This window comes from Streptomyces tirandamycinicus (genome assembly GCF_003097515.1).
Classification (GTDB): Bacteria; Actinomycetota; Actinomycetes; order Streptomycetales; family Streptomycetaceae; genus Streptomyces; species Streptomyces tirandamycinicus.
In genome coordinates this window covers 3,943,980-3,967,006 of sequence record NZ_CP029188.1, presented here as the reverse complement: position 1 = coordinate 3,967,006, position 23,027 = coordinate 3,943,980, and the positions used below count along the sequence as shown (strand labels likewise).

At 72.6% G+C, this 23,027-nt stretch carries 16 protein-coding genes; 6 read left to right on the top strand and 10 right to left on the bottom strand.

The window, feature by feature from the left end:
* Nucleotides 1-425: 425 nt before the first annotated feature.
* The 3 genes from DDW44_RS32835 to DDW44_RS17585 are packed head-to-tail and all read right to left on the bottom strand — an operon-like array spanning nt 426 to nt 2,571.
* A complete protein-coding gene (locus DDW44_RS32835; protein ID WP_244224055.1) occupies nt 426-1,475 on the bottom strand; it encodes an NADH-quinone oxidoreductase subunit C in 1,050 nt (349 codons plus the stop codon).
* Nucleotides 1,472-2,176, bottom strand: a complete 705-nt coding sequence (locus DDW44_RS17590; RefSeq protein ID WP_108907030.1) for an NADH-quinone oxidoreductase subunit B — start codon at nt 2,174-2,176, stop codon at nt 1,472-1,474. Before DDW44_RS17590 ends, DDW44_RS32835 begins: the two co-directional genes overlap by 4 nt.
* Entirely contained in the window at nt 2,167-2,571 is a 405-nt protein-coding gene (locus DDW44_RS17585) for an NADH-quinone oxidoreductase subunit A (RefSeq protein ID WP_017948747.1), read from the bottom strand. The genes DDW44_RS17590 and DDW44_RS17585 overlap by 10 nt, the downstream gene beginning before the upstream one ends.
* 1,053 nt (nt 2,572-3,624) lie before the next feature.
* Here DDW44_RS17585 and DDW44_RS17575 point away from each other — a divergent pair.
* From DDW44_RS17575 to DDW44_RS17555, 4 genes are all read left to right on the top strand, one after another.
* Entirely contained in the window at nt 3,625-5,571 is a 1,947-nt protein-coding gene (locus tag DDW44_RS17575) for a 2-oxoacid:acceptor oxidoreductase subunit alpha (RefSeq protein WP_108907028.1), read from the top strand.
* Entirely contained in the window at nt 5,564-6,625 is a 1,062-nt protein-coding gene (locus DDW44_RS17570) for a 2-oxoacid:ferredoxin oxidoreductase subunit beta (protein ID WP_108907027.1), read from the top strand. Before DDW44_RS17575 ends, DDW44_RS17570 begins: the two co-directional genes overlap by 8 nt.
* A gap of 386 nt (nt 6,626-7,011) precedes the next feature.
* Nucleotides 7,012-8,016 carry an EamA family transporter RarD gene (gene rarD, locus DDW44_RS17565; RefSeq protein ID WP_108907026.1) on the top strand — a complete coding sequence of 335 codons (1,005 nt, stop codon included), beginning with the start codon at nt 7,012-7,014 and terminating at the stop codon, nt 8,014-8,016.
* Nucleotides 8,017-9,297: 1,281 nt separating this feature from the next.
* Entirely contained in the window at nt 9,298-10,653 is a 1,356-nt protein-coding gene (locus DDW44_RS17555; protein ID WP_108907025.1) for a M28 family peptidase, read from the top strand.
* Between the two features lie 179 nt (nt 10,654-10,832).
* Here DDW44_RS17555 and DDW44_RS17550 read toward each other — a convergent pair whose 3' ends face one another.
* The 4 genes from DDW44_RS17550 to DDW44_RS17535 form a co-directional block, all read right to left on the bottom strand.
* On the bottom strand, nt 10,833-11,717 hold the full coding sequence (locus DDW44_RS17550; RefSeq protein ID WP_108907024.1) for an ABC transporter permease: 885 nt from the start codon (nt 11,715-11,717) through the stop codon (nt 10,833-10,835).
* 103 nt (nt 11,718-11,820) lie between these two features.
* Complete coding sequence (locus tag DDW44_RS17545; protein ID WP_108907023.1) at nt 11,821-12,762, bottom strand: ABC transporter ATP-binding protein; 942 nt, start codon at nt 12,760-12,762, stop codon at nt 11,821-11,823.
* Nucleotides 12,763-12,882: 120 nt separating this feature from the next.
* Nucleotides 12,883-14,154, bottom strand: a complete 1,272-nt coding sequence (locus DDW44_RS17540; RefSeq protein ID WP_108907022.1) for a LolA family protein — start codon at nt 14,152-14,154, stop codon at nt 12,883-12,885.
* A 320-nt stretch (nt 14,155-14,474) separates the two neighbouring features.
* Nucleotides 14,475-15,485 carry a polyprenyl synthetase family protein gene (locus DDW44_RS17535; protein WP_108907021.1) on the bottom strand — a complete coding sequence of 337 codons (1,011 nt, stop codon included), beginning with the start codon at nt 15,483-15,485 and terminating at the stop codon, nt 14,475-14,477.
* Between the two features lie 284 nt (nt 15,486-15,769).
* On the opposite strand from DDW44_RS17535, the gene DDW44_RS17525 reads away from it, so the two are divergent.
* Both DDW44_RS17525 and fahA read left to right on the top strand, forming a co-directional pair.
* The gene (locus DDW44_RS17525; RefSeq protein WP_108907019.1) at nt 15,770-18,019 is read left to right on the top strand and encodes a CocE/NonD family hydrolase; all 2,250 of its coding nucleotides are present in this window, start codon (nt 15,770-15,772) and stop codon (nt 18,017-18,019) included.
* Between the two features lie 157 nt (nt 18,020-18,176).
* Entirely contained in the window at nt 18,177-19,406 is a 1,230-nt protein-coding gene (fahA, locus tag DDW44_RS17520) for a fumarylacetoacetase (RefSeq protein ID WP_108907018.1), read from the top strand.
* A gap of 60 nt (nt 19,407-19,466) precedes the next feature.
* Here fahA and DDW44_RS32105 read toward each other — a convergent pair whose 3' ends face one another.
* The 3 genes from DDW44_RS32105 to DDW44_RS17510 form a co-directional block, all read right to left on the bottom strand.
* Nucleotides 19,467-19,616: a hypothetical protein gene (locus DDW44_RS32105; RefSeq protein ID WP_167455503.1), complete on the bottom strand. Its 150-nt coding sequence runs from the start codon at nt 19,614-19,616 to the stop codon at nt 19,467-19,469.
* A gap of 166 nt (nt 19,617-19,782) precedes the next feature.
* Entirely contained in the window at nt 19,783-21,432 is a 1,650-nt protein-coding gene (gene nuoN / locus DDW44_RS17515; RefSeq protein ID WP_108907017.1) for an NADH-quinone oxidoreductase subunit NuoN, read from the bottom strand.
* Complete coding sequence (locus DDW44_RS17510; RefSeq protein WP_017948733.1) at nt 21,429-23,027, bottom strand: NADH-quinone oxidoreductase subunit M; 1,599 nt, start codon at nt 23,025-23,027, stop codon at nt 21,429-21,431. The genes nuoN and DDW44_RS17510 overlap by 4 nt, the downstream gene beginning before the upstream one ends.

Genomic DNA, 23,027 nt, shown 5'->3' with positions numbered 1-23,027 from the left:
CCGCGGTCTCCCCGGGAGACCCGCCCTCGCCGCCGCGCTCGGCAGCGGCGTCGGCAGACCCGGCGGCAGCGGGCCCGGTCTCGTCGGCGGAACCGGCGGACTCTCCTCCGTCAGCGGATCCGGCTGCGGACTCGGCTGCGGACTCGGCACCGGACCCGTCCTCGGGCTGCGCTTCCGCCGGTGCGCCGCCGGTGCGGGCCGCCCCGGTCTGAGGGCGCGCCTCGGACTGAGAGAGCGCGTCGGACTGAGAGAGCGCCTCGGACTGAGGGTGTGCCTCGGACTGAGGGTGTGCCTCGGACTGAGGGCGGGCTTCCGCGCCGGAAGCCGGTGGCGTCTGCTCTTCGCCCGGTCCGGGCTGGGCCGCGGGCTCCTGCTGCGGCTGCGGCTGCGGCTGCGGCTGCGGCTGCGGCTGCGGCTGCGGCTGCTCAGAGTCGTCGAACGCCGGGCGGGCGTGGTGCCAGGGCGCGTCGGTGCCGCGGGTCCGTGGCGCCCGGGCCGACGGAGGTGCCGCCTCGCCGGGCCCACCCGTCGAGTGGTCCGCCGCGCCACGGCCGCGGTCCGGCGGGCGGCCGCCTCGTCCGCGCCCCGCGCCGGCTGGCCGAGCCCTCGGACGCGGACCGCGAGCGCCGTGCGGGCGCCTGACTCGCCGACCCCTCGGCGGCGGAACGGGAGCGCCGCGCCGGAGGTCCGCCACCGGCCGCCTGCGGACCCTCCGCCGCAGCGGCCGGACCCGCCGAGTCGCCCTGAGCGGCCGGAGCCGCCTGACCCGCCTGTCCCGCTGAATCGGCCTGACTCGCCGACCCCTCCGACGCACTGCGGGTGCGGCGCGGCGGACGTTCGCCCGCGGCGCGCGCGGTGCGGGCCGGGCGGGCGGGGGCGGGGGGAAGCTGGCCCTTGAGGGGGCCCCACTCGTTGGGGTCGGGGACGCCGGGCGGCAGCATCTGGCGCCGCTTCGGCCCGCCGTGCTCGGACTCGCCCGGCTCCTTCGCGCCCGGCCATGCCTTGGCGACCCGCGCCGCGAGCACGAAGTCCTTGCGCAGCGGGTGCCCTTCGAACGTGTCGGGAAGGAGCAGCGGCACCAGGTGCGGATGGCCGGTGAAGTCCACGCCGAACATCTCGTGCGTCTCGCGCTCGTGCCAGCCGGCGCCCGGGTAGATCTCCACCGCCGTGGGGAGCGCGGGGGTGTCGTGCGGCACGGTCGTACGCAGCATCAGTCTGCGTACGGAGGTTCCCTCCGCGGTTCCCTCCGCCCCCTTCTGCAGCGAGACGACGTGCGCGCACACACGGAAGCCCGTGCCCGGCTCGTCGACGGCGCTGAGCCAGTCGAAGTAGGTGCAGCCGAGCTCGTCGCGGGCGATCCGCAGCGCGTCGAGCCATGAGCCGGCCGGAACGTCCACGGTCAGCAGGTCGTACGCCGCCTCGGCGGTCGCCTCCGGACCGAAGCGCTCCGTGATGTCCGTGCCGAAGGTGCTCACGAGGCGGCTCCCCGGTCGGACCCGCGCCCGTCGGGCGCCTCACCCGGTGGCGTGGCGCCGGACGGGGAGTCCGCGGCGCCCGCGGCCGGGTCCGGCGGGGTCACCAGCCCGCTGCGGAGTTCGCTCACCGAGGCCCGCCCGGGAGCGGTGGCGTACCGCTCGCCCAGCGACTCGCGCGCGATCTTCTCCTGCAGCTTGAGAACGCCCTGCAGCAGCGCTTCGGGCCGCGGCGGGCAGCCCGGGACGTAGACGTCCACGGGGATGATCTGGTCGACGCCCTTGGTCACGGAGTACGAGTCCCAGTACGGGCCGCCGCAGTTCGAGCACGCTCCGAAGGAGATGACGTACTTGGGTTCGGGCATCTGCTCGTACAGCCGCTTCACCGCCGGTGCCATCTTGTCGGTGACCGTGCCCGATACCACCATCAGATCGGCCTGCCGGGGGCCGGGGGCGAACGGGATCACCCCGAGGCGGATGAAGTCGTGCCGGGCCATCGACGCGGCGATGAACTCGATCGCGCAGCAGGCGAGGCCGAAGTTGAAGACCCACAGGCTGTAGCGGCGGCCCCAGTTCAGGATCACCTTCATCGGCTCGGGTGCCAGCCGGGAGAGGGCTCCCAGCCTCCTGGGTTCCGGCAGCAGCACCGGCTCGGCGGCCGGCTCGGCCGCCTCCGCGCCCGGGGTCCGCGGGGTCACGTCCATGTGAGGACGCCCTTCTTCCATGCGTAGAGAATTCCCACGGCCAGGAAGCCGAGGAAGATGAACATCTCCACGAGCGTCGTCGCGCCGTATCCGGCCGCGGCGAAGACCGTGGCCCACGGGAACAGGAAGATCGAGTCCACTGCGAAGATCACGTAGAGGAACGCGTACACGTAGTAGCGGACCTGGGTGTGCGCCCAGCCCTCTCCCACGGGGTCGACCCCGCACTCGTAGGTGAGCAGCTTCTCCGGCGTCGGTACGACCGGCCGCAGCAGCCGTCCAGCACCGAACGCCACGGCGACGAAGAGCACGCCGACGAGGGCGAGCAGTCCGACGACCGAGTAGCTCTGGAAGTAGTCGGCCGCGAGCACGGTCGACGATTCGGGAAGTGTCCGCACGTCCGCCCCTCGCTCCCTGCCCGTTCGACGATCTGTACGCACGGGAGTCTAGGCCCTGTTAAAGAAACGGTAAGCAGGCGTGTCAGTCATCGGACCGGAACGGGCGTCCGGCTGGCGCGGATGTCCCTGCTCCACCCCGCCCACGCATGCCCTGACCTGCGCGGATGCGGCCGCGCAGGCCGTCGGCCACAGACCCCGAACAGCAGTCCCTCCCGATGCCGCCCGGTCCCCCCCGGCCTCGCCCAGCCCTCCCGGACCTCCCGGACCTCCCAGCCCTACCGGCCTCCCCAGCCCTGCCGACCTCGACGCACACGGGCAGCGCGTGCGGACGGGGCGGCGCCTGCACACAGGGGAACGGCGGGCCGCCGCCCCGCGCCCGGGAGGCGGAACCGGACGCGCTCGACCGGCGGCCCCTCGGGCGCGAAACACCCGCCCGGCCGTGCGAACGGTGCGATGCTGGGGCGACCGGACGCAGGCAGCCGGACGCGGGCCGATGGCCATGCTCAACCATGCGCGACGACCGCAGGGGGACGCACCACCGTGGAGCACAAGACCGGCGGGCACCGGGCGCTCGCCACCGTGCCGGCGACGGGGACACGTGGGCCGTCGGCGAGGCGCACACCGTCCGCGTCGCCCTCGCCGTCACCCTCGCCCTCGCCCTCGCCCAGGACGCCGTGCCGCTCCGTGAGGCACCGCCCCGTGAGGGCCTCATCCGCCCGAGCGCCGACCGTGGACACCGCACCGGACGGCACCATCCCGAGGTTCGACTCACTCTCGGTGACGGCGGGCATCGGTGTGTACGGGCGTGCTCACCTGTCCGAAACGGTGAATGCCTGACACTCTGTCAGTTAGTAGCGATCGATCGCGGGGGACCTTCCCATCGAGCAGACCGGGGGGCGAACGGAACATGGCAAGCCGGTACACGGCGGCATCTCAGATCGACGTCCGACATGTGAGCGGTCCCGGGAAGGTGGTGCTCACGGACGTAGGGTTGACCTTGGAGCGACCGGTGCGCCGGCCGCGACCCAGCCGCCTCGAGGGAGGTCCAGTTCAGTGACCAGCCAGGTCAGCAGCCCAGCAGAACACGCGGACGAGGCAGACGAGGCCGGGGAGGCCCTCGTCGGGGGGCAGCGACGGCCTCCCGGCGAGAAGGAAGTACGCCAACTGGACCGGGTGATCATCCGCTTTGCGGGTGATTCCGGTGACGGAATGCAGTTGACGGGTGACCGCTTCACCTCGGAGACGGCGTCGTACGGGAACGACCTGTCGACCCTGCCCAACTTCCCGGCCGAGATCCGGGCGCCCGCCGGCACCCTGCCGGGCGTGTCCAGCTTCCAGGTGCACTTCGCCGACCACGACATCCTCACCCCCGGCGACGCCCCGCACGTGCTGGTGGCGATGAACCCGGCCGCGCTGAAGGCCAACATCGCCGACGTGCCGCGCGGCGGCGAGATCATCGTCAACACCGACGAGTTCGCCAAGCGCGCCATGGCCAAGGTCGGCTATGAGACCTCCCCGCTGGAGGACGGCTCGCTGGACGGCTACAGCGTGCACCCCGTCCCCCTGACAACGCTGACGATCGAGGCGCTCAAGCAGTTCGGGCTCTCCCGCAAGGAGGCCGAGCGCTCCAAGAACATGTTCGCGCTGGGCCTGCTGTCGTGGATGTACCACCGGCCGACCGAGGGCACCGAGAAGTTCCTGAGGGCCAAGTTCGCGAAGAAGCCGCAGATCGCCGAGGCGAACGTGGCGGCGTTCCGGGCCGGCTGGAACTTCGGGGAGACGACCGAGGACTTCGCCGTCTCCTACGAGGTCGCCCCGGCCGGCACCGCGTTCCCGACCGGCACGTACCGCAACATCTCCGGGAACCTGGCCCTGTCCTACGGGCTGATCGCCGCGTCCCGCCAGGCCGACCTGCCGCTGTACCTCGGCTCGTACCCGATCACCCCGGCCTCGGACATCCTGCACGAGCTGTCCCGGCACAAGAACTTCGGCGTGCGCACCTTCCAGGCCGAGGACGAGATCGCCGGCATCGGCGCGGCGCTCGGTGCCGCGTTCGGCGGCTCGCTGGCCGTGACCACTACATCCGGCCCCGGCGTGGCGCTGAAGTCGGAGACCATCGGCCTGGCGGTGTCGCTGGAGCTGCCGCTGCTGGTCGTCGACATCCAGCGCGGTGGGCCCTCGACCGGTCTGCCCACCAAGACCGAGCAGGCCGACCTGCTGCAGGCCATGTACGGGCGCAACGGCGAGGCACCGGTGCCGGTCGTCGCCCCGCGGACCCCGGCGGACTGCTTCGACGCGGCACTGGACGCGGCCCGGATCGCGCTGACGTACCGCACCCCGGTGCTCCTGCTGTCCGACGGGTACCTCGCCAACGGCTCCGAGCCGTGGCGCATCCCGGACCTCGACGAGCTGCCGGATCTCCGGACCCGGTTCGCCACCGGCCCGAACCACACGCTCGAGGACGGAACCGAGGTGTTCTGGCCCTACAAGCGGGACCCGCACACGCTGGCCCGCCCCTGGGCCGTGCCCGGAACACCGGGTCTGGAGCACCGGGTCGGCGGCATCGAGAAGCAGGACGGGACCGGGAACATCAGTTACGACCCGGCGAACCACGACTTCATGGTCCGCACCCGCCAGGCCAAGATCGACGGCATCGAGGTCCCTGACCTGGAGGTCGACGACCCCGACGGCGCGAGGACGCTGGTCCTCGGCTGGGGTTCCACGTACGGGCCGATCACCGCAGCGGTCCGCCGCATCCGGCGGGAGGGCGGCGCCGTCGCCCAGGCCCATCTGCGGCACCTCAACCCGTTCCCGAGGAATCTCGGGGAGGTACTCGGACGTTACGACAAGGTAGTGGTACCGGAGATGAACCTGGGCCAGCTCGCCACCCTGATCCGGGCGAGGTTCCTGGTCGACGCACAGCCGTACAACCAGGTCAACGGAATGCCGTTCAAGGCCGAGCAGCTCGCGGCGGCTCTCAAGGAGGCCATCGATGACTGAGACAGCGTCCGTACTGCTGTCCCTGGTTCCCAAGGCCGAGGCCAAGCAGTCCATGAAGGACTTCAAGTCGGACCAGGAGGTCCGCTGGTGCCCGGGCTGCGGTGACTACGCGATCCTCGCCGCCGTGCAGGGTTTCATGCCCGAGCTCGGCCTGGCGCGGGAGAACATCGTCTTCGTCTCCGGCATCGGCTGCTCCTCCCGCTTCCCGTACTACATGAACACCTACGGGATGCACTCGATCCACGGCCGCGCCCCGGCTATCGCGACCGGGCTCGCCTCCTCCCGGCGCGACCTGAGCGTGTGGGTCGTCACCGGCGACGGCGACGCGCTGTCCATCGGCGGCAACCACCTCATCCACGCCCTGCGGCGCAATGTGAACCTCAAGATCCTGCTGTTCAACAACCGGATCTACGGGCTGACGAAGGGGCAGTACTCCCCCACGTCCGAACTCGGCAAGATCACCAAGTCGACGCCGATGGGCTCGCTGGACGCGCCCTTCAACCCGGTGTCGCTGGCGCTCGGTGCCGAGGCGTCGTTCGTCGCCCGCACGATCGACTCCGACCGCAAGCACCTCACCGAGGTACTGCGCGCGGCGGCGGACCACCCGGGCACGTCGCTGGTGGAGATCTACCAGAACTGCAACATCTTCAACGACGGCGCCTTCGAGTCCCTCAAGGACAAGGAGCAGGCCGAGGAGGCGGTGATCCGGCTGGAGCACGGGCAGCCGATCCGCTTCGGTCGCGGCGGCACCAAGGGCGTGGTGCGGGACCCGGCCACCGGCGATCTCGCGGTCGTCACGGTCTCGGCGGAGAACGAGTCCCGGATCCTCGTCCACGACGCCCACAGCGCCGGTCCGACGACCGCGTTCGCGCTGTCCCGGCTGGCCGACCCGGACACGCTGCACCAGACGCCCATCGGGGTGTTCCGCAGCGTCGAGCGCCCCGTGTACGACACCCTGATGGCCGATCAGCTCGATGCCGCGATCGAGCAGAACGGCAAGGGCGACCTGGGCGCCCTGCTCGCGGGCAACGACACCTGGACCGTCGTCGGCTGACGCCCGGCCCCTCCCGGACACCGGCCCGGACCTCCGCTCAGGAGGTCCGGGCCTCGTCCTGACCGGGCCTCGTCCTGACCGGGCCTCGTCCTGACCGGCCTCGTCTTGACCGGCGCGCGCCGGGCTCGGACGGTCACACCCGTCCCGGAAGGTCACACCCGGCCCGGACGCTCGCAGTCAGCGGGCCGTCGCACTGGGGGAACCGCCACACCGTCCGGGCCGTCGTCAGGGGGGCCACGCCGTCCGGGCGCACCGCCGATCGCCTCGTCATGACCGTATAGCGATACGGACATGACATCGCGCCCTGCCCGGCGCTACCTTCGACCAGTACAGGGCGGCATGGGCGGCACACGGCGGCACAGGCGGCCGGGGCGGCAGGAGGTTCGGTGAAGGCGGAGAACGAGCAGCGCATAGGCCTGCTGTACGGGATGGGCGCCTACGGGATGTGGGGCCTGGTCCCCCTCTTCTGGCCGCTGCTGAAGCCGGCCGGAGCCGTCGAGATCCTCGCCCATCGCATGGTCTGGTCACTCGCGGTCGTCGGCATCGCCCTGCTGGTGCTGCGCCGCTGGGGATGGCTGCGCCCCCTGCTTCGGGACCGGCGCAGGCTCGGCCTGATCTCCGTCGGCGCCACGGTGATCACGGTGAACTGGGGTGTCTACATCTGGGCGGTCAACGCGGGCCAGGTGGTGGAGGCGTCGCTGGGCTACTTCATCAACCCGCTGGTCACCATCGCCATGGGTGTGCTGCTGCTGAAGGAGCGGCTGCGGCCCGCGCAGTGGGCGGCCGTCGGCGTCGGCTTCGCCGCGGTGCTGGTACTCACGGCCGGATACGGCCGGCCGCCGTGGATCTCGCTCATCCTGGCCTTCTCGTTCGCCGTCTACGGGCTGCTGAAGAAGAAGACCAACATCGGCGGCCTCGAATCGCTGGCGGCCGAGACGGCGGTGCAGTTCCTGCCGGCCCTCGCCTATCTGCTGTGGCTGGGCTCCCGGGGTGCGGCCGACTTCGGCGCGCACGGCGCCGGGCACACCGCGCTGCTCGCCGCCACCGGGATCGTCACCGCCGTCCCACTGATCTGCTTCGGCGCGGCCGCGATCCGGGTGCCGCTGTCGACGCTGGGGCTGCTGCAGTACCTGGCGCCGGTGTTCCAGTTCCTGCTGGGTGTCCTCTACTTCCACGAGGCCATGCCCGCCGAGCGGTGGGCCGGATTCTCGCTGGTCTGGCTGGCCCTGACCATCCTCACCTGGGACGCGCTGCGCAACGCCCGGCGGGTCCGGGCGGAGGCGGCGCGCCTCGCGGCCGAGGCCCGCGCCGCGGCCGCCGCGGGCACGGCACCCGAGGCTCCGGCGGCCCCGGAGGCGGCTTCCGAGCGGCGTCCGGAGCCCGCCGCCTGACGACGGCGCTGCGGGTACGGGCGGCGGCGACCGGACCGCGGGCCTGCGCCGCGGATGCCGCGGATGCCGCGGATGCCGCGGATGCCGCGGATGCCGCGGATGCCGCGGATGCCGCCGACGACTGTCGACCCGGGTGGGGCCGTCCGTCGCGCTCGGCCCGAGTGGGCCCGTCCTTCGCGTCTCTGCCGGTCCGATGGACCGAATCGTGCGGCACCTCGTAGCGGCACGGGGGGCGGGACCACCCCCTGCCGAGCAGGACCTGCCGGAACGGGACCTGCCGGAACGGGACCTGCCGGAACGGGACCTGCCGGAACGGGACCTGCCGGAGCGGGGTCACCGTGCGCGGAGCCCTGACCGCCGAGGGGCACGGGGGCGCAGTCGCCGGGCATGACGGTATCCGGCCGCCGTCCGGCATCCGGACGACCCGCACGAGGAGGCCATCGGCCCGGGACTCGCCGGACGGCCGCTCCTCCAGCGGGTACCGGGGCGGCGGCTTCACTCCTCCGGCGCGCCCCGAGGGCAGAACGACGCCGAAAGCACCCGAGCACCCGAGCACCCGCGCGCCCGCGCGCCCGGAGAACAGGCTCGCACCTCAAGCACCCCGGCAACCGAGCATCCCGAGACAGTCACGAGCACCCCGAGAACGGAGCCACGCCCCGGGCACCCGGGCACCCGCGCACCCGCGCACCTCGAGAACAGGCCCACACCCCGCACACCCCGCACACCCCGGCAACCGAGCCACACCCGGAAGCCTCGCCCGCACCCGGAGCCGATCCCGACGGAAGCCGTCGAAGCACACGGCGGACGCCCGCGGGGCCGCTCCCGGCAGAGGTACGCGAGCGGCACCGGCTGCCCGGCCGGCTCGGCGGCATGGCACCCGCGCACGACGGCCCCGCACCGGAAGCCACACGGCACGAGGGGCACCGGGCCGGGCAGGGGCGCCCCCCGCGACCGGCCCACCAACCCCGTGTGACCGTCCCACGCAGCCCACAGGCCGTGGCGGCGAGGTCCACACCCGCGCGTCCGGCCGGCGGTCCATGGTGCGCACCACGCAGCGGCGGCAGTCGCATTCCGCTCCGAGCGGCTGGCGGAGTTGATCGTTCCGGGATGTCCGTCTATCGAACCCGACTGACCGGTTTCCGCCCTTGACGGTCAGTCACCATCTCGCTGAACATTCAGCACACAGCCGCACCGCGCACAGCTCCAGCACCCTGCGACGCCGTCGTCGCAGGGGGTCTCGCACGTTCCGTCCTGTCCCCGTACGGAATCCGGAGCCCCCACATGAGTCACTCCGCTCATAGACGCACCGCCGCCGCCACGGCACTCGCCCTCGCCGGGCTGCTCACCGCGGCGGTTCCGGCGGCGGCGGCACCCGGCGGACCACCCGCCGCCGCGCCCGACTCCCGGGTGAGCGCCGCCACTTCCCCGGCGGCGCTCGCCGCCCCGGACATCCCGCTCGCCAACGTCAAGGCACATCTGTCCGAACTCCAGTCCATAGCCGGCGCCAACGGCGGCAACCGCGCCCACGGTCGGCCCGGCTACAAGGCGTCGGTCGACTACCTGAAGGCCAAGCTGGACGCGGCCGGATTCACCACCACGGTGCAGCAGTTCACCTCCTCCGGCGCCACCGGCTACAACCTGATCGCCGACTGGCCGGGCGGCGACCCCAACCAGGTGCTGATGGCAGGCGCCCACCTGGACTCCGTGAGCTCGGGACCGGGCATGAACGACAACGGCTCCGGTTCGGCCGGTGTGCTGGAGACCGCCCTGGCCGTCTCCCGGGCCCAGCTGCAGCCCGCGAAGCATCTGCGCTTCGCCTGGTGGGGTGCGGAGGAACTGGGGCTCGTCGGCTCCCGGTACCACGTCAGCAACCTCTCGTCCGCGGACCGTTCGAAGATCTCCGGCTATCTCAACTTCGACATGATCGGGTCGCCGAACCCGGGCTACTTCGTGTACGACGACGACCCGGTGATCGAGCAGACGTTCAAGGACTTCTACGCCGGAATCGGTGTGCCGACCGAGATCGAGACCGAGGGCGACGGCCGTTCGGACCATGCCTCGTTCAAGAACGTCGGGATAGCGGTGGGCGGGCTGTTCACGGGCGCCAGCCGTACCAAGTCGAGCGCGCAGGCGCAGAAGTGGGGCGGGACGGCCGGCCAGGCCTTCGACCGCTGCTACCACTCGTCCTGCGACACCACGTCGAACATCAACGACACCGCGCTCGACCGCAACAGCGACGCCATTGCGCACGCCGTCTGGGCGCTGTCCGCCGGGTCGACCGTGCCGCCCGGCGACGTCTTCGAGAACACCCAGGACGTCGCCATTCCGGACAACGGCGCCGCGGTGACCTCGCCCGTCACCGTGTCCGGCCGCACGGGCAACGCGCCGGCCACCCTCAAGGTGGGCGTGGATATCAAGCACACCTGGCGGGGCGACCTCGTGGTCGACCTGCTGGCGCCGGACGGCACCGCGTACCGGCTGAAGAACTCCAGCAGCAGCGACTCCGCCGACAACGTCATCGCGACGTACACCGTGAACGCCTCCAGCGAGACCGCGAACGGCACCTGGCAGCTCAGGGTGCAGGACGTGGCCCGCTACGACACCGGCTACATCGACAGCTGGCGGCTCACCTTCTGAACCGGCGGCTCCGGACCCACCCCCCACGGGCCGCATGCGCACGCGGACACCGCGTGCGCATGCGGTCGCCCCCGGGCCGGAGGCGCCCCCGGCCGTACGCGCCCTGCCCGGCCGTACCACGCTGCCCGGCCGGACGCGCCCTGCCCGGCCGTACCACGCCGTCAGGCCGTACCGCGCCGTCAGGCGGTGATGTCCTTCGAGGTGAACCGCGCCCACGCCGCCGAGCCGAACACCGCCGCGTACACGCCCTGGAGCCCGAGGTTGCGCAGGATGTCGTCCCAGAGGACCGGTTCCCGCAGCACGTCCGCGAACGACAGCCAGTAGTGCGGGAAGAGGTACGGGTGCAGCGCGTCCAACTGCGGAACGGCGTCCAGGATCTGCGCGGTGACGACCAGCCCGACCGTCGCCGCCATCGCCGCGACACCGCTCCCGGTGAGCGTCGAGACGAACAGCCCCAATGCCGCGAGCCCGGTGAGCGACACGGCCACCAGCACCGCGATCAGCAGGGCGCGGAACAGCCCCTGCCCGAAGGAGATCCGGGTTCCGGAGATGGTGGTGACCTCTCCGACGGGGAAGAGCGCGGCTCCGGCCAGGAGAGCCGAGACCGCCACGGCGAGGGTCGCGGCCAGGCAGAAGGCCACTGCGGTCGCGTACTTGACGAGCAGCAGCCGGGTCCGGCCGGCGGGGGCCACGAGCAGGTAGCGCAGCGTCCCGCTGCTCGCCTCGCCCGCGATCGCGTCCCCCGCGACGACACCGACCGCCATGGGCAGGAACACCGGCAGGGTCGCGGCGAGTGCGGCGAAGACGAGGAACAGGCCGTTGTGGGTGATCTGGGTGAAGAACGCCGGTCCCTGACCACCGCCGTCGCCGACCGAACCGCCGCCCGCGGTCTCGGCCCTGACGGCGAAGCCGATCAGCACGGGCACGGCGGCGAGGACGCCCAGCAGAGCGAGGGTGCGCCGGCGGCGGAAGGTCGTCGCCAGTTCGGAGCGGAAGAGGCCGAGGGTCCACAGCGGCCGCGCGGACCGGTCGGCGGTCCTCGTCGTCCCGGGAAGAGCGTCCACCCGTTCCCCTTCAGGCGCCCCGGAGGTCACACCGGACCCCGCTGACCCAGAGGTCCCATCGGCCCCTGCGGTCCCCGCGGTCTCCGCCGCCCCGGGGCGTGGATCAGCCCGCGACATCGAAGCCCTCCCCCGTCAGGGCCACGAACGCGTCCTCCAGAGAGGCCCGTTCCCGGCCGAAGGCCCGTACCCGCACCCCCGCCCGCACCAGCGCCGCGTTGATGTCGGCCGGTTCGGCCTCCGCGGGCGGGTCCCCGGTCACCCGGTCGCCCACCACGGCCAGATCGGTGACGCCCAGCTCCTTCAGTACGCGTACGGCGTCCGCGGGGTCGGGTCCGGTGACCGACAGCCGTCCGCGGGTGTGCGCGGCGAGTTCGGCGACGGAGCCCCGCGCGATCAGGGCGCCGCGGTTCATCACGGCGGCGTGGGTGCAGACCTGCTCGATCTCGTCGAGGAGATGGGAGGAGAGGAAGACCGTGGTGCCGTCCGCCGCGAGTCCTCTGATCAGCGCCCGCATCTCCCGCATGCCCTGCGGGTCCAGGCCGTTGGTGGGCTCGTCCAGCACGAGCAGGCTGCGCGGCCGGAGCAGGGCTGCGGCGAGTCCGAGGCGCTGCTTCATGCCGAGCGAGTACGTGCCGGCCCGGCGTGACGCCGCCGCGGAGAGCCCCACCCGGTCGAGCGCCGCGGCGACCCGGGGACGGCGGGTGCGGGGGTCGGCCGTCGGATCCGCCGCGTCGTACCGCACGAGGTTGTCCCGGCCGCTCAGATGCCCGTAAAGCGCCGGGCCTTCGATCAGCGCGCCGACCCTGGGCAGCACGGCCCTCGCGGCACCGGGCATGGGTGCCCCCAGGACGGTCGCGGTGCCCGCGCTCGGCGCGACCAGCCCGAGCAGCAGCCGGATCGTGGTCGTCTTGCCCGATCCGTTCGGCCCGAGGAAGCCGAAGACGCTCCCGGCGGGCACCTCGAGGTCGAGCCGGTCGACGGCGGGCGGGCCGCTCCGGTACCGCTTGGTGAGCCCGCGCGTCTCGATGACGGCGACGCCGGTCATGCGTCCCCCCTTCGTGAGCTCGTGAGCTCGTGAGCCTCCCGGCCTCCCGGCCTTTGCGTGGGCAGGGCGCACGCACAGAGGTGCGGGGCGCGGTGGAGCCGCCCCGCACCTCCGCCGGTCCTACCGCGCCGCGTTCGCCGCGTTCGCCGCCCCGACGAGGGCGTCCTGGGTGACCGCGCCGACGTATATCGTGCCGTCGTCGGTCATGAGTGCGTTGACCAGACGGGTCTTGAAGACCGTACCGGTGCCGAAGTCGCCCTTCACGCGGTCGCCGAAGGATTCCAGGAACTTCTGGGCCTCCGGCGGGGCGTCGCCCGGCTCCGGGGCGGTGGAGCCCTCGCCGCCGGAGGTCCTGATCTCCGCGATGGCCGTCCAGCCCTCGCCGATGACGTTCACCGCCCGGCCGTCCTCGCCGACGGGCCCCAGGCCTTCGAGACCCTTGAGGCCCTTCAGTCCCTTCAGGCCCTCGCCGTGCTCGGACGCCCCCTCCTCCCGGTCGTGGAGCTCGTCCGCCTCGGTCACCTTGGCGCCCTTCGGCGGGGTGAAGTCGAAGGTCGACGCGGGCGGCCGGGAGAAGTCGACCTTGGTGAAGCCCGCGTCGACCACGGCCTTCCCGCCGCCGCTCGGCAGCAGGGTGAACTTCAGCGGCACACCGTTCCGCGCGTCCACCGCGATCCTGACGGAGCCGACGGTCGAGCCGCTCTGCTTGGGCTTCACAAGCAACTGGTAGGCGTCCCGTCCGGCGATCCGGGCCGTGCCGTCGACGGTCACCGAGGTGGTGTCACCCGCGGCCTTCAGCACCTCGTCGGCGAGCTCCTTCGGGGTGGCGGGCGGCTCCTGGGGAGCCGGGTGCTCCCGCTCGGCGGCCGCCCCGGCGCCCTCGCCGTGGTAGACCTCGTTGGACTTGCTGTCGTAGGCCCAGACGTCGTCGCCGTTGTGGATGACGCTGTACTCCGCCGCGTCGTCCAGGATCGACAGCTTCTGCCGGTCCGGGCCGTCTGCCGCGATCCGCAGCGTGTGGGTGCCGGACGCCAGCTCCATCAGCCTGGCGTCGGGCGAGGCGGACGAGCCGCCCTCGCCGCCGCCGGGTGCGAGGCCGTCCGCGACGCCCCCGGCCAGCCCGGCGAGCGACGGAAGGCCCAGATCGGTGGTGATCTTGACCGTGCCGGACAGCTGCTCCGCGTCCGACGCGGCGATCTTCGCGATGAGTTCCTGTGCCGTGACGTCCGGCAGATCGGGGTCACCGGACGCGGCGAGCGCCGGGACGAGCCCGATGGTCGCCGCGGCGACCCCCGCCACCGCGACCGGGACCGCGTAACGCGCCGCCTTCCGGCGGACGACGCTGCCCTCCCCTGCCTCGTCGGTGGTCCGTGCGGTGTCGTTCGGTGCCATGGTGTGCCCTACCTCCGTGGTCGGCGGCGTCGTCCGTCCAGTGCACGAGTCCACTCGCGCCGCCATTCTCACCCGTGCCGGTCGCTTCGGTGAGGAGTGGTTGCCCTCCATCTGACCAAAACGCGCCGACGCACGCGTCAGCCCCCGGGATCAACTCCGCGTACTGCTGCGGTATGACCCGGGGGCCGGTTCGGGCGCGATTCCAGTAGGGGTCGGGCGGTCGGGGCACGGCACGCGCGGGGGACCACCCCGCCTCAGGTCACCCCTCCGGCCACCGCTCCGGTCACCCCTCCGAAGAGGGTCCGGAGACGGTCAGGCCGTCAGCCCGCGCGGTGGACCACCGCGTCGCAGAGCTCCTCCAGCGCGGCCCTCGCGGTGCACTCGGGGAGCGACGCCAGCATCGCGCGGGCCTCCTGCGCGTAGCGCACCGTGTCGCGCCTGGCCTGCTCCAGGGCGGAATGGACCCGCAGTCCCGCCAGCGCCTCGGCGTGCCGGGCGTCGTCCGTCAGATCACCGGAGAGCAGCTCGACCAGCGCCAGGTCCTCCGGCCGGCCGTGTGCGGCGGCCTGCTCCTGCAGCCGGAGCACCGGGAGGGTGGCGATGCCCTCGCGGAGATCGGTGCCGGGGGTCTTCCCGGACTCGTGGGAGTCGGAGGCGATGTCGAGGACGTCGTCGGCGAGCTGGAAGGCGACGCCGAGGCGCTCGCCGTACTGGGTGAGGACGGCGGTGATCCGCTCGTCGGCGCCCGCCATCATCGCCCCGAAACGGCAGGAGACGGCGACGAGCGACCCGGTCTTGCCGCGCAGTACGTCCAGGTAGTGCTCCACCGGGTCCCGGCCGTCGCGCGGACCGGCCGTCTCGAGGATCTGGCCGGTCACCAGGCGTTCGAACGCCTCGGCCTGGATGCGGACGGCCTCGGGGCCGAGGTCGGCCAGGATGTGCGAGGCCCGGGCGAAGAGGAAGTCGCCGGTGAGGACGGCGAGGGAGTTCCCCCAGCGGGCGTTGGCGCTGGGCACCCCGCGGCGCACCTCGGCCTCGTCCATCACGTCGTCGTGGTACAGCGTCGCCAGGTGGGTCAGCTCGACGACGACCGCCGAGGGCACCACACCCGGGGCGTCGGGGTCGCCGAACTGGGCCGCGAGCATCACCAGGAGCGGCCGGAACCGCTTCCCGCCGGCCCGTACGAGGTGCTGCGCGGCCTCCGTGATGAAGGGCACCTCGCTCTTGGTGGCATCGAGCAGCCCCGACTCCACGGCCGCCAATCCGCTCTGGACATCGGCCTCAAGAGCCTGGTCCCGCACGCTCAGCCCGAACGGCCCGACGACGGTCACGAGAGGTACTCCTGTCTGCTGACGATCACACGGATTGTCGATGTGTCGCTGCCACCACTCAAGTCAGCGTATCCGGTCGCCTTTCGATCACCATGGGCGCCTTCCCGCCTCCCCCGGTATGTTCTTGATCAGCTGATACGACTGGATGTGAGAGCCTTGTCCGAAATCTCGATCGTGCCTACGGGAGCGGGTGCGCACCGGCCCGCGGAACGCCGCCACCTCCCCTTCCGCCGGGCGGTCGCGGGCCCCTGGCCCAGGGTGCCCAGTCCGCCGGGACCGCCGTCGTGAAGATCCGCAGCGACTACCCGTACGAGACCCGGAGTGACGATCTGCGCATCCCGGTGCCCGACGCCGCGGGCGGCACGACCGCGCTGTACGCCCGCGTCTGGCGGCCGGTCACCGACGAGCCCGTACCGGTCCTGCTCGAGTACCTGCCCTTCCGGCCGGGCGACTGGACGTCGCCCCCGGACCGCGGGCGCCACCCCTGGTACGCGGGGCACGGTTACGCGTCCGTGCGCGTCGACGTCCGCGGCCACGGCGACAGCGAGGGCGTGCCCGGGGACGAGTACACGGCGGCCGTCCCGGCGGACGGGGCCGCCGTCGTCGAATGGCTCGCCCGGCAGCCGTGGTGCACGGGTCGCGTCGGGATGTTCGGGGTCTCCTGGGGCGGCACCTGCGCCCTGCAGATCGCGGCGCTCGCGCCGGAGCCGCTGAAGGCCGTCGTCGCGGTCTGCTGCACCGACGACCGGTACGACGGCGACGTCCACCGCATCGGCGGCGCGGTGACCGCGGCGGGCACCGCCTCACGGGCCGCGGCCCTGCTCGCCCTCAGCGCCCGGCCGCCCGACCCGCTGCACACCGGCGACGACTGGCGCCCGCTGTGGCAGGCCCGGATGGAGGCGCTCGAACCGCACCACCACACCTGGCTGGCCCACCGGACCCGGGACGAGTACTGGAGCAACGGCAGCGTGCGCGAGGACTACGGCGCGATCCGGGCCGCGGTCCTCGCCGTCGGCGGCTGGCAGGACCCCCACCGGGACACGGTCCTGCGACTGGTCCGGGAGCTGGACCCGGCGCGGACCCGGGGCATCATCGGGCCCTGGCCGCACGCGTACCCGGACCAGGAACTGCCGCCCGGTCCCTGGATCGGCTTCCTCCAGGAGACGCTGCGCTGGTGGGACCACTGGCTGCGGGACGAGACCCCGGCGCGGGCCGGGCAGGGCGGCGGCCCGGAGCGGCGGGACGCGGCCCGGACCCCCGGTGATACCGGCACCGGCCGAGCAACGGGCACGGACACCGGCACGGCAACAGGCGCGGGCACCGGCACCGGCACCGGCACAGACACAGACACAGACACAGACACAGACACAGACACAGCATCACGCGCGGGCGCGGGCGCGGGCGCGGGCACAGCAACAGGCACCGGCACGGACACCCGCACCGGCGTGATGGCGGAACCGCTGCTCCGCTTCTGGATCACCGACTCCCACCCGCCTGCCACGGCGTACGACGAACTGCCCGGACGGTGGGACGGCGAGCCCGTGTGGCCGTCGCCCCGGGTCGTCCCGGTGGCGTACGCGCTCCAGGGCCCGCCGCTGATCGTCGACTCCCCTCAGCACACCGGGCTGGACGCCGGGAGCCTCACGCCCTTGGGTGAGGACTCCGACCTTCCGCCCGACCAGCGTGACGAGGACGCGAAATCCGTGAGCTTCGAGTTCACGGTCGCGGAGCGGACGGAGATCCTGGGGCGGCCGTGCGTGACCCTGCGGCTCGGCCCGGGAGCCCCCCACGGCCAGGCCGTCGCACGGCTGTGCGACGTGGCGCCCGACGGCTCGTCGACGCTGGTCACCCGGGGTGCGCTCGACCTGCCGCCCCGGGCCGGGCGGGACCGCGCCGGCGACCGGCCCGGGGGCACCGCCGAGGACGTCGTCTTCGAGCTCGGCGCCGCCGGTCACGCCTTCGCCCCGGGCCACCGGGTCCGGCTGGCCGTCTCCTCCGCCTACTGGCCCTGGATCTGGCCGCGGGCGGACTCCGCGGGCTTCACCCTCGACCCGGACGGCTCCTTCCTCGAACTCCCCGTCCGCACCGCCCCCGCCGGCCCGGCGACGCCCGGCACCATCGCCTTCGAGGCCCCGCAGCACGCCGGGCCGCCCGGTGTCGTCACCGCCGTCACGCTCGATCCACCGCACCCAGGGCGCCTGATCGTCCGCGATGTCGCCCAGGGCGAATGGCGGCTGGAGCTCTCCCACGACGGCGGCACCCGCGTCCACCCGGACGGCCTCGAGTACACCGCGCGCAGCACGGAGTCCTATGCGATCCGGGAGCGGGACCCGTTGTCCGCGCGTACCCGCTCCGAGTGGTCGATCCGCCTCCACCGCCCGGAGCAGGCCTGGGACACGACGGTCGAGACGCACTCGGACATCGGTTGCGACGGGGAGCACTTCCTCACCACCGACGAGCTGGTGTGCCGGCTCGGCCGGGAGGTGGTCTTCCACCGCACCTGGCAGAAGCGGATCCCCCGGACCGCGGACTGACGGGAGCCCTGGCGGGAGCACGGGCTTGAGTCCTGACGAGAGCGCCGGCGGAAGCACGGGACGGGCGGCCCCGCCGGGTGTCCGGGTGGGCCCTGACGCCGGCTGCACACTCCACGTAACGTGTCCTCCACACCCGTGGAAAGCGAGGCAAGCACCGATGCCCGAGCAGAGCCCGCTCGATCTGGCCGAGGGCGATCCCTTCGGCCCGCACAACCTCCCGTACGGCGTCTTCACCACGGCGGACGAGCCGGACCGGCGCCGGCTCGGGGTCCGGATCGGCGGCCATGTGCTCGACGCCGGAGCCGCGGCGCAGACCCTCGGCTCCCCGTACGCGGCACTGCTCGCCCAGCCCGACCTGGGGCCGCTGCTCGCGGCCGGCCGCACCGCCTGGCGGGACGTGCGCCGCGCGCTCACGGCCTGGGTGACGGTGCCGGCCCACCGCCGGGACATCGAGCCGCTGCTGCACCCGCTGGGTTCGGTGACCCTCCATCTCCCGTACGAGGTGGCCGACTACGTCGACTTCTACGCCAGCGAGCACCACGCCACCAACGTGGGCCGCATCTTCCGCCCGGACGGCGAGCCGCTCACCCCCAACTGGAAGCACCTTCCGATCGGTTACCACGGGCGCTCGGGAACCGTCGTCGTGTCCGGTACGGAGGTCGTCCGCCCCTCCGGGCAGCGGAAGGCCCCCGGCGACGCGGCCCCCGTCTTCGGCCCGTCGGTCAAGCTGGACATCGAGGCGGAGGTCGGCTTCGTCGTCGGCACCCCGTCCGAGCTCGGCCGGCCCGTCCCGCTGAACGCCTTCCGCGACCACGTCTTCGGGCTGCAGCTGCTCAACGACTGGTCCGCGCGCGACATCCAGGCCTGGGAGTACGTGCCGCTCGGCCCGTTCCTCGGCAAGTCGTTCGCCACGTCGGTGTCCGCCTGGGTCACCCCGCTGGAGGCCCTGGACGCGGCCCGGGTCTCCCCGCCCGCCCGGGACTTCGGCCTGCTGCCGTACCTCGACGACGCGAACGACGAGGAGCCGGGCGGCTTCGACCTGCGCATCTCCGTCGCCGTCAACGGGCAGATCGTGTCCGAGCCGCCCTTCGCCACCATGTACTGGACCGCGGCCCAGCAACTGGCCCATATGACCGTCAACGGCGCCTCGCTGCGCACCGGGGACCTCTACGGCTCGGGCACGGTCAGCGGCCCCGACGTGCATCAGCGCGGCTCGTTCCTGGAGCTCACCTGGAACGGCAGTGAGCCGCTCGAGCTGCCCTACGGGAAGCGGACGTTCCTGGAGGACGGGGACGAGGTCACCCTCACCGCGTGGGCGCCCGGCCCGGACGGCGTCAAGGTCGGCCTCGGCGAGGTCACCGGCCGGATCGCGCCCGCCGCCGGCTGACGGCGGGTCCCTCGCGACGCCGCCCTGTCCCCGCCCTGCTCCCGCCCGGTGACCGCCCGTTCAGGTCCTGTCGTCCGCGATGCGCTCGCCCTCGGCCTGGGACGGCGTGGTCCGGGCGACGTCGGGGTGCTGCTCCTCGGTCGACTCCCGGTCCTCTCCCTCGGCCTGCGAGGGCGTGGTGTAGTCGGGCTCCTGGTACTGGTCGATCATGACGATCCTCCTCGACCGATGGCCTCGCCCCATGACCGAGCGTAGTCGCTTTCGGGCGGCCCGGCCGGGCGGGTGGACCCGGGCGGCACGAGGGCCCGGCACCCCTCGGAGGGGTGCCGGGCCCTGGCGCCGGCCGTGCGGGGACAGGAACCCCGCGGACCGCCGCCTACCGCGCGAACACGCTCGCCTGGCCCGCCAGGTCCAGGAAGTACTGCGGTGCCACCCCGAGCACCAGCGTGACAGCGACGCCGACCGCGATCGTCGTCATCGTCAGCGGTGACGGGACGGCGACCGTCGGGCCCTCCGGCCTCGGCTCGCTGAAGAACATCAGCACGATCACCCGGATGTAGAAGAACGCGGCGATCGCGGACGAGATCACACCGACCACGACCAGCGCTCCGGCGCCTCCCTCCGCGGCCGCCCGGAACACGGCGAACTTCCCGGAGAAGCCCGACGTCAGCGGGATCCCGGCGAAGGCCAGCAGGAACACCGCGAAGACCGCCGCCACCAGTGGTGACCGCCTGCCGAGACCGGCCCACTTGGACAGGTGGGTGGCCTCGCCGCCCGCGTCGCGCACCAGGGTGACCACGGCGAACGCGCCGATGGTGACGAAGGAGTACGCGAGCAGGTAGAAGAGCACCGACGAGACGCCCTCCGGGGTCAGCGCGATGACACCGGCGAGGATGAAGCCGGCGTGCGCGATCGAGGAGTACGCCAGCAGCCGCTTGATGTCGGTCTGGGTGATGGCGACGATCGCGCCGCCCAGCATGGTGACGATGGCGATCGCCCACATGACCGGCCGCCAGTCCCAGCTCAGCCCGGGCAGCACCACGTACAGCAGCCGGAGCAGCGCACCGAAGGCCGCGACCTTGGTGGCCGCCGCCATGAAGCCGGTGACCGGGGTGGGCGCGCCCTGGTAGACGTCCGGGGTCCACATGTGGAACGGCACCGCGCCGACCTTGAAGAGCAGTCCCATCAGGACCATCGCGCCGCCGATCAGCAGCAGGACGTCGTTGCCCATGGTGGCGGCGAGCGCCGGGTCGATGGTCTGCACGGTGCCGTCGACCACGTCGGCGATGCGCGCGTACGCGACGGACCCCGCGTAGCCGTACAGCAGGGCGATGCCGAAGAGGAAGAAGGCGGAGGAGAAGGCGCCGAGGAGGAAGTACTTCACCGCGGCCTCCTGCGACATCAGCCGCTTCCGGCGGGCCACGGCGCACAGCAGGTACAGCGGGAGGGAGAACACCTCCAGGGCGATGAACAGCGTCAGCAGGTCGTTCGCGGCGGGGAAGACCAGCATGCCCCCCACGGCGAAGAGCGCCAGCGGGAACACCTCGGTGGTGGTGAACCCGGCCTTGACCGCGGCCTTCTCGCTGTCGCTGCCCGGTACGGAAGCGGCCTGTGCGGCGAAGGAGTCGACGCGCTTGCCGTGCGCCGAGGGGTCGAGCCGGCGCTCGGCGAAGGTGAAGACCGCCACCAGCGCCGCCAGCAGGATCGTGCCCTGCAGGAACAGGGCGGGCCCGTCGACCGCGATGGCGCCCATCGCCGCGATGCCCGCCTTGGTCGTGCCGTAGCCGCCGGCGGCCAGGCCGAGTACCGCGGCGAACGCGGCGGTCAGCGCGACGACGGCGAGGAACAACTGTGTGTAGTGCCGGCTCCTGCGCGGGACGAGGGCCTCGGCCAGCACACCGAGGATCGCCGCGCCGAACACGATCAGCATGGGTGCGAGCTGTGCGTACTCGATGTCCGGAGTCGGAATCCTGTCCAGCGGCTGGGCCGCCGTGGTCCACAGGCTGTGGACAGCTGTCGCGCTCACTTGGCCGCCTCCACCTCGGGCCGGGGGTCCTTCTGCTGGACGTCGGACATGGTGTACTCGACGGCCGGGTTGACGATGTCCGTCAGCGGCTTGGGGTAGACGCCGAGGAAGATCAGCAGGGCGATGAGCGGGGTGACCACCGCCAGTTCACGCAACCGCAGATCGGGCAGGGTCCGCACCTCCTCCTTCACCGGCCCGGTCATCGTCCGCTGGTACAGGACCAGTGTGTAGAGCGCGGCGAGCACGATGCCGAGGGTCGCGATGACGCCGACCACCGGATAGCGCGCGAACGTCCCGACGAGGACCAGGAACTCACTGACGAACGGCGCGAGTCCCGGCAGGGACAGGGTCGCCAGGCCGCCGATCAGGAAGGTGCCGGCGAGAACCGGGGCCACCTTCTGCACTCCGCCGTAGTCGGCGATGAGCCGGGAGCCGCGCCGCGAGATCAGGAAGCCGGCGACCAGCATCAGCGCGGCGGTCGAGATCCCGTGGTTGACCATGTAGAGCGTGGAGCCCGTCTGGCCCTGGGTGGTCATCGCGAAGATGCCCATGACGATGAACCCGAAGTGGGAGATCGACGCGTAGGCGACCAGGCGCTTGATGTCGCGCTGGCCGACGGCGAGCAGCGCGCCGTAGACGATGCTGACCAGCGCCAGGGCCAGGATGACCGGGGTCGCCCACGCGGATGCCTCGGGGAACAGCCCGAGGCAGAAGCGCAGCATGGCGAACGTGCCGACCTTGTCGACCACCGCCGTGATCAGCACGGCGACCGGCGCGGTCGACTCGCCCATCGCGTTGGGCAGCCAGGTGTGCAGCGGCCACAGCGGCGCCTTCACCGCGAACGCGAAGAAGAAGCCGAGGAACAGCAGCCGCTCGGTGTTGGTCGCCATCTCCAGCGTGCCGTCGGCACGGGCCGCGGCGATCTCCGTCAGCGAGAAGTTCCCCGCGACCACGTAGAGGCCGATGACCGCGGCCAGCATGATGAGGCCGCCGGCCAGGTTGTAGAGGAGGAACTTCACGGCGGCGTAGGAGCGCTGGGCCGCCGCGTGCTCGTCGCTGCCGGCGTGGGCACGGTCCCCGAAGCCGCCGATGAGGAAGTACATCGGGATGAGCATGGCTTCGAAGAGGATGTAGAAGAGGAAGACGTCGGTCGCCTCGAAGGAGAGGATCACCATCGCCTCGACCATGAGGATCAGGGCGAAGAAGCCCTGGGTCGGCCGCCAGCGGTAGTTCTTCGTCTCGGCGGGGGCCTCCCCGCCGGAGGCGGGGGAGGGGTCGGCGTCGTGCCAGCCGGCCAGGATCACGAACGGGATCAGTACGGCGGTCAGCGCGATCAGCGCCACCGCGATGCCGTCCACGCCCAGTTCGTAGCGGACCCCGAAGTCCTTGATCCAGGCGTGGGATTCGGTGAGCTGGTAGCGCTCGCCTCCGGGCTCGAAGCGGACGGCGATCACCGCCGCGAGCACCAGCGTGCCCAGGGAGACCAGCAGGGCCAGCCACTTGGCGGCGGTGCGCCGGCCGGCGGGGACGGCGGCGGTGGCGATCGCGCCGAGAGCCGGGAGCGCCGCCGCCGCGGTGAGGAGCGGGAAGGACAT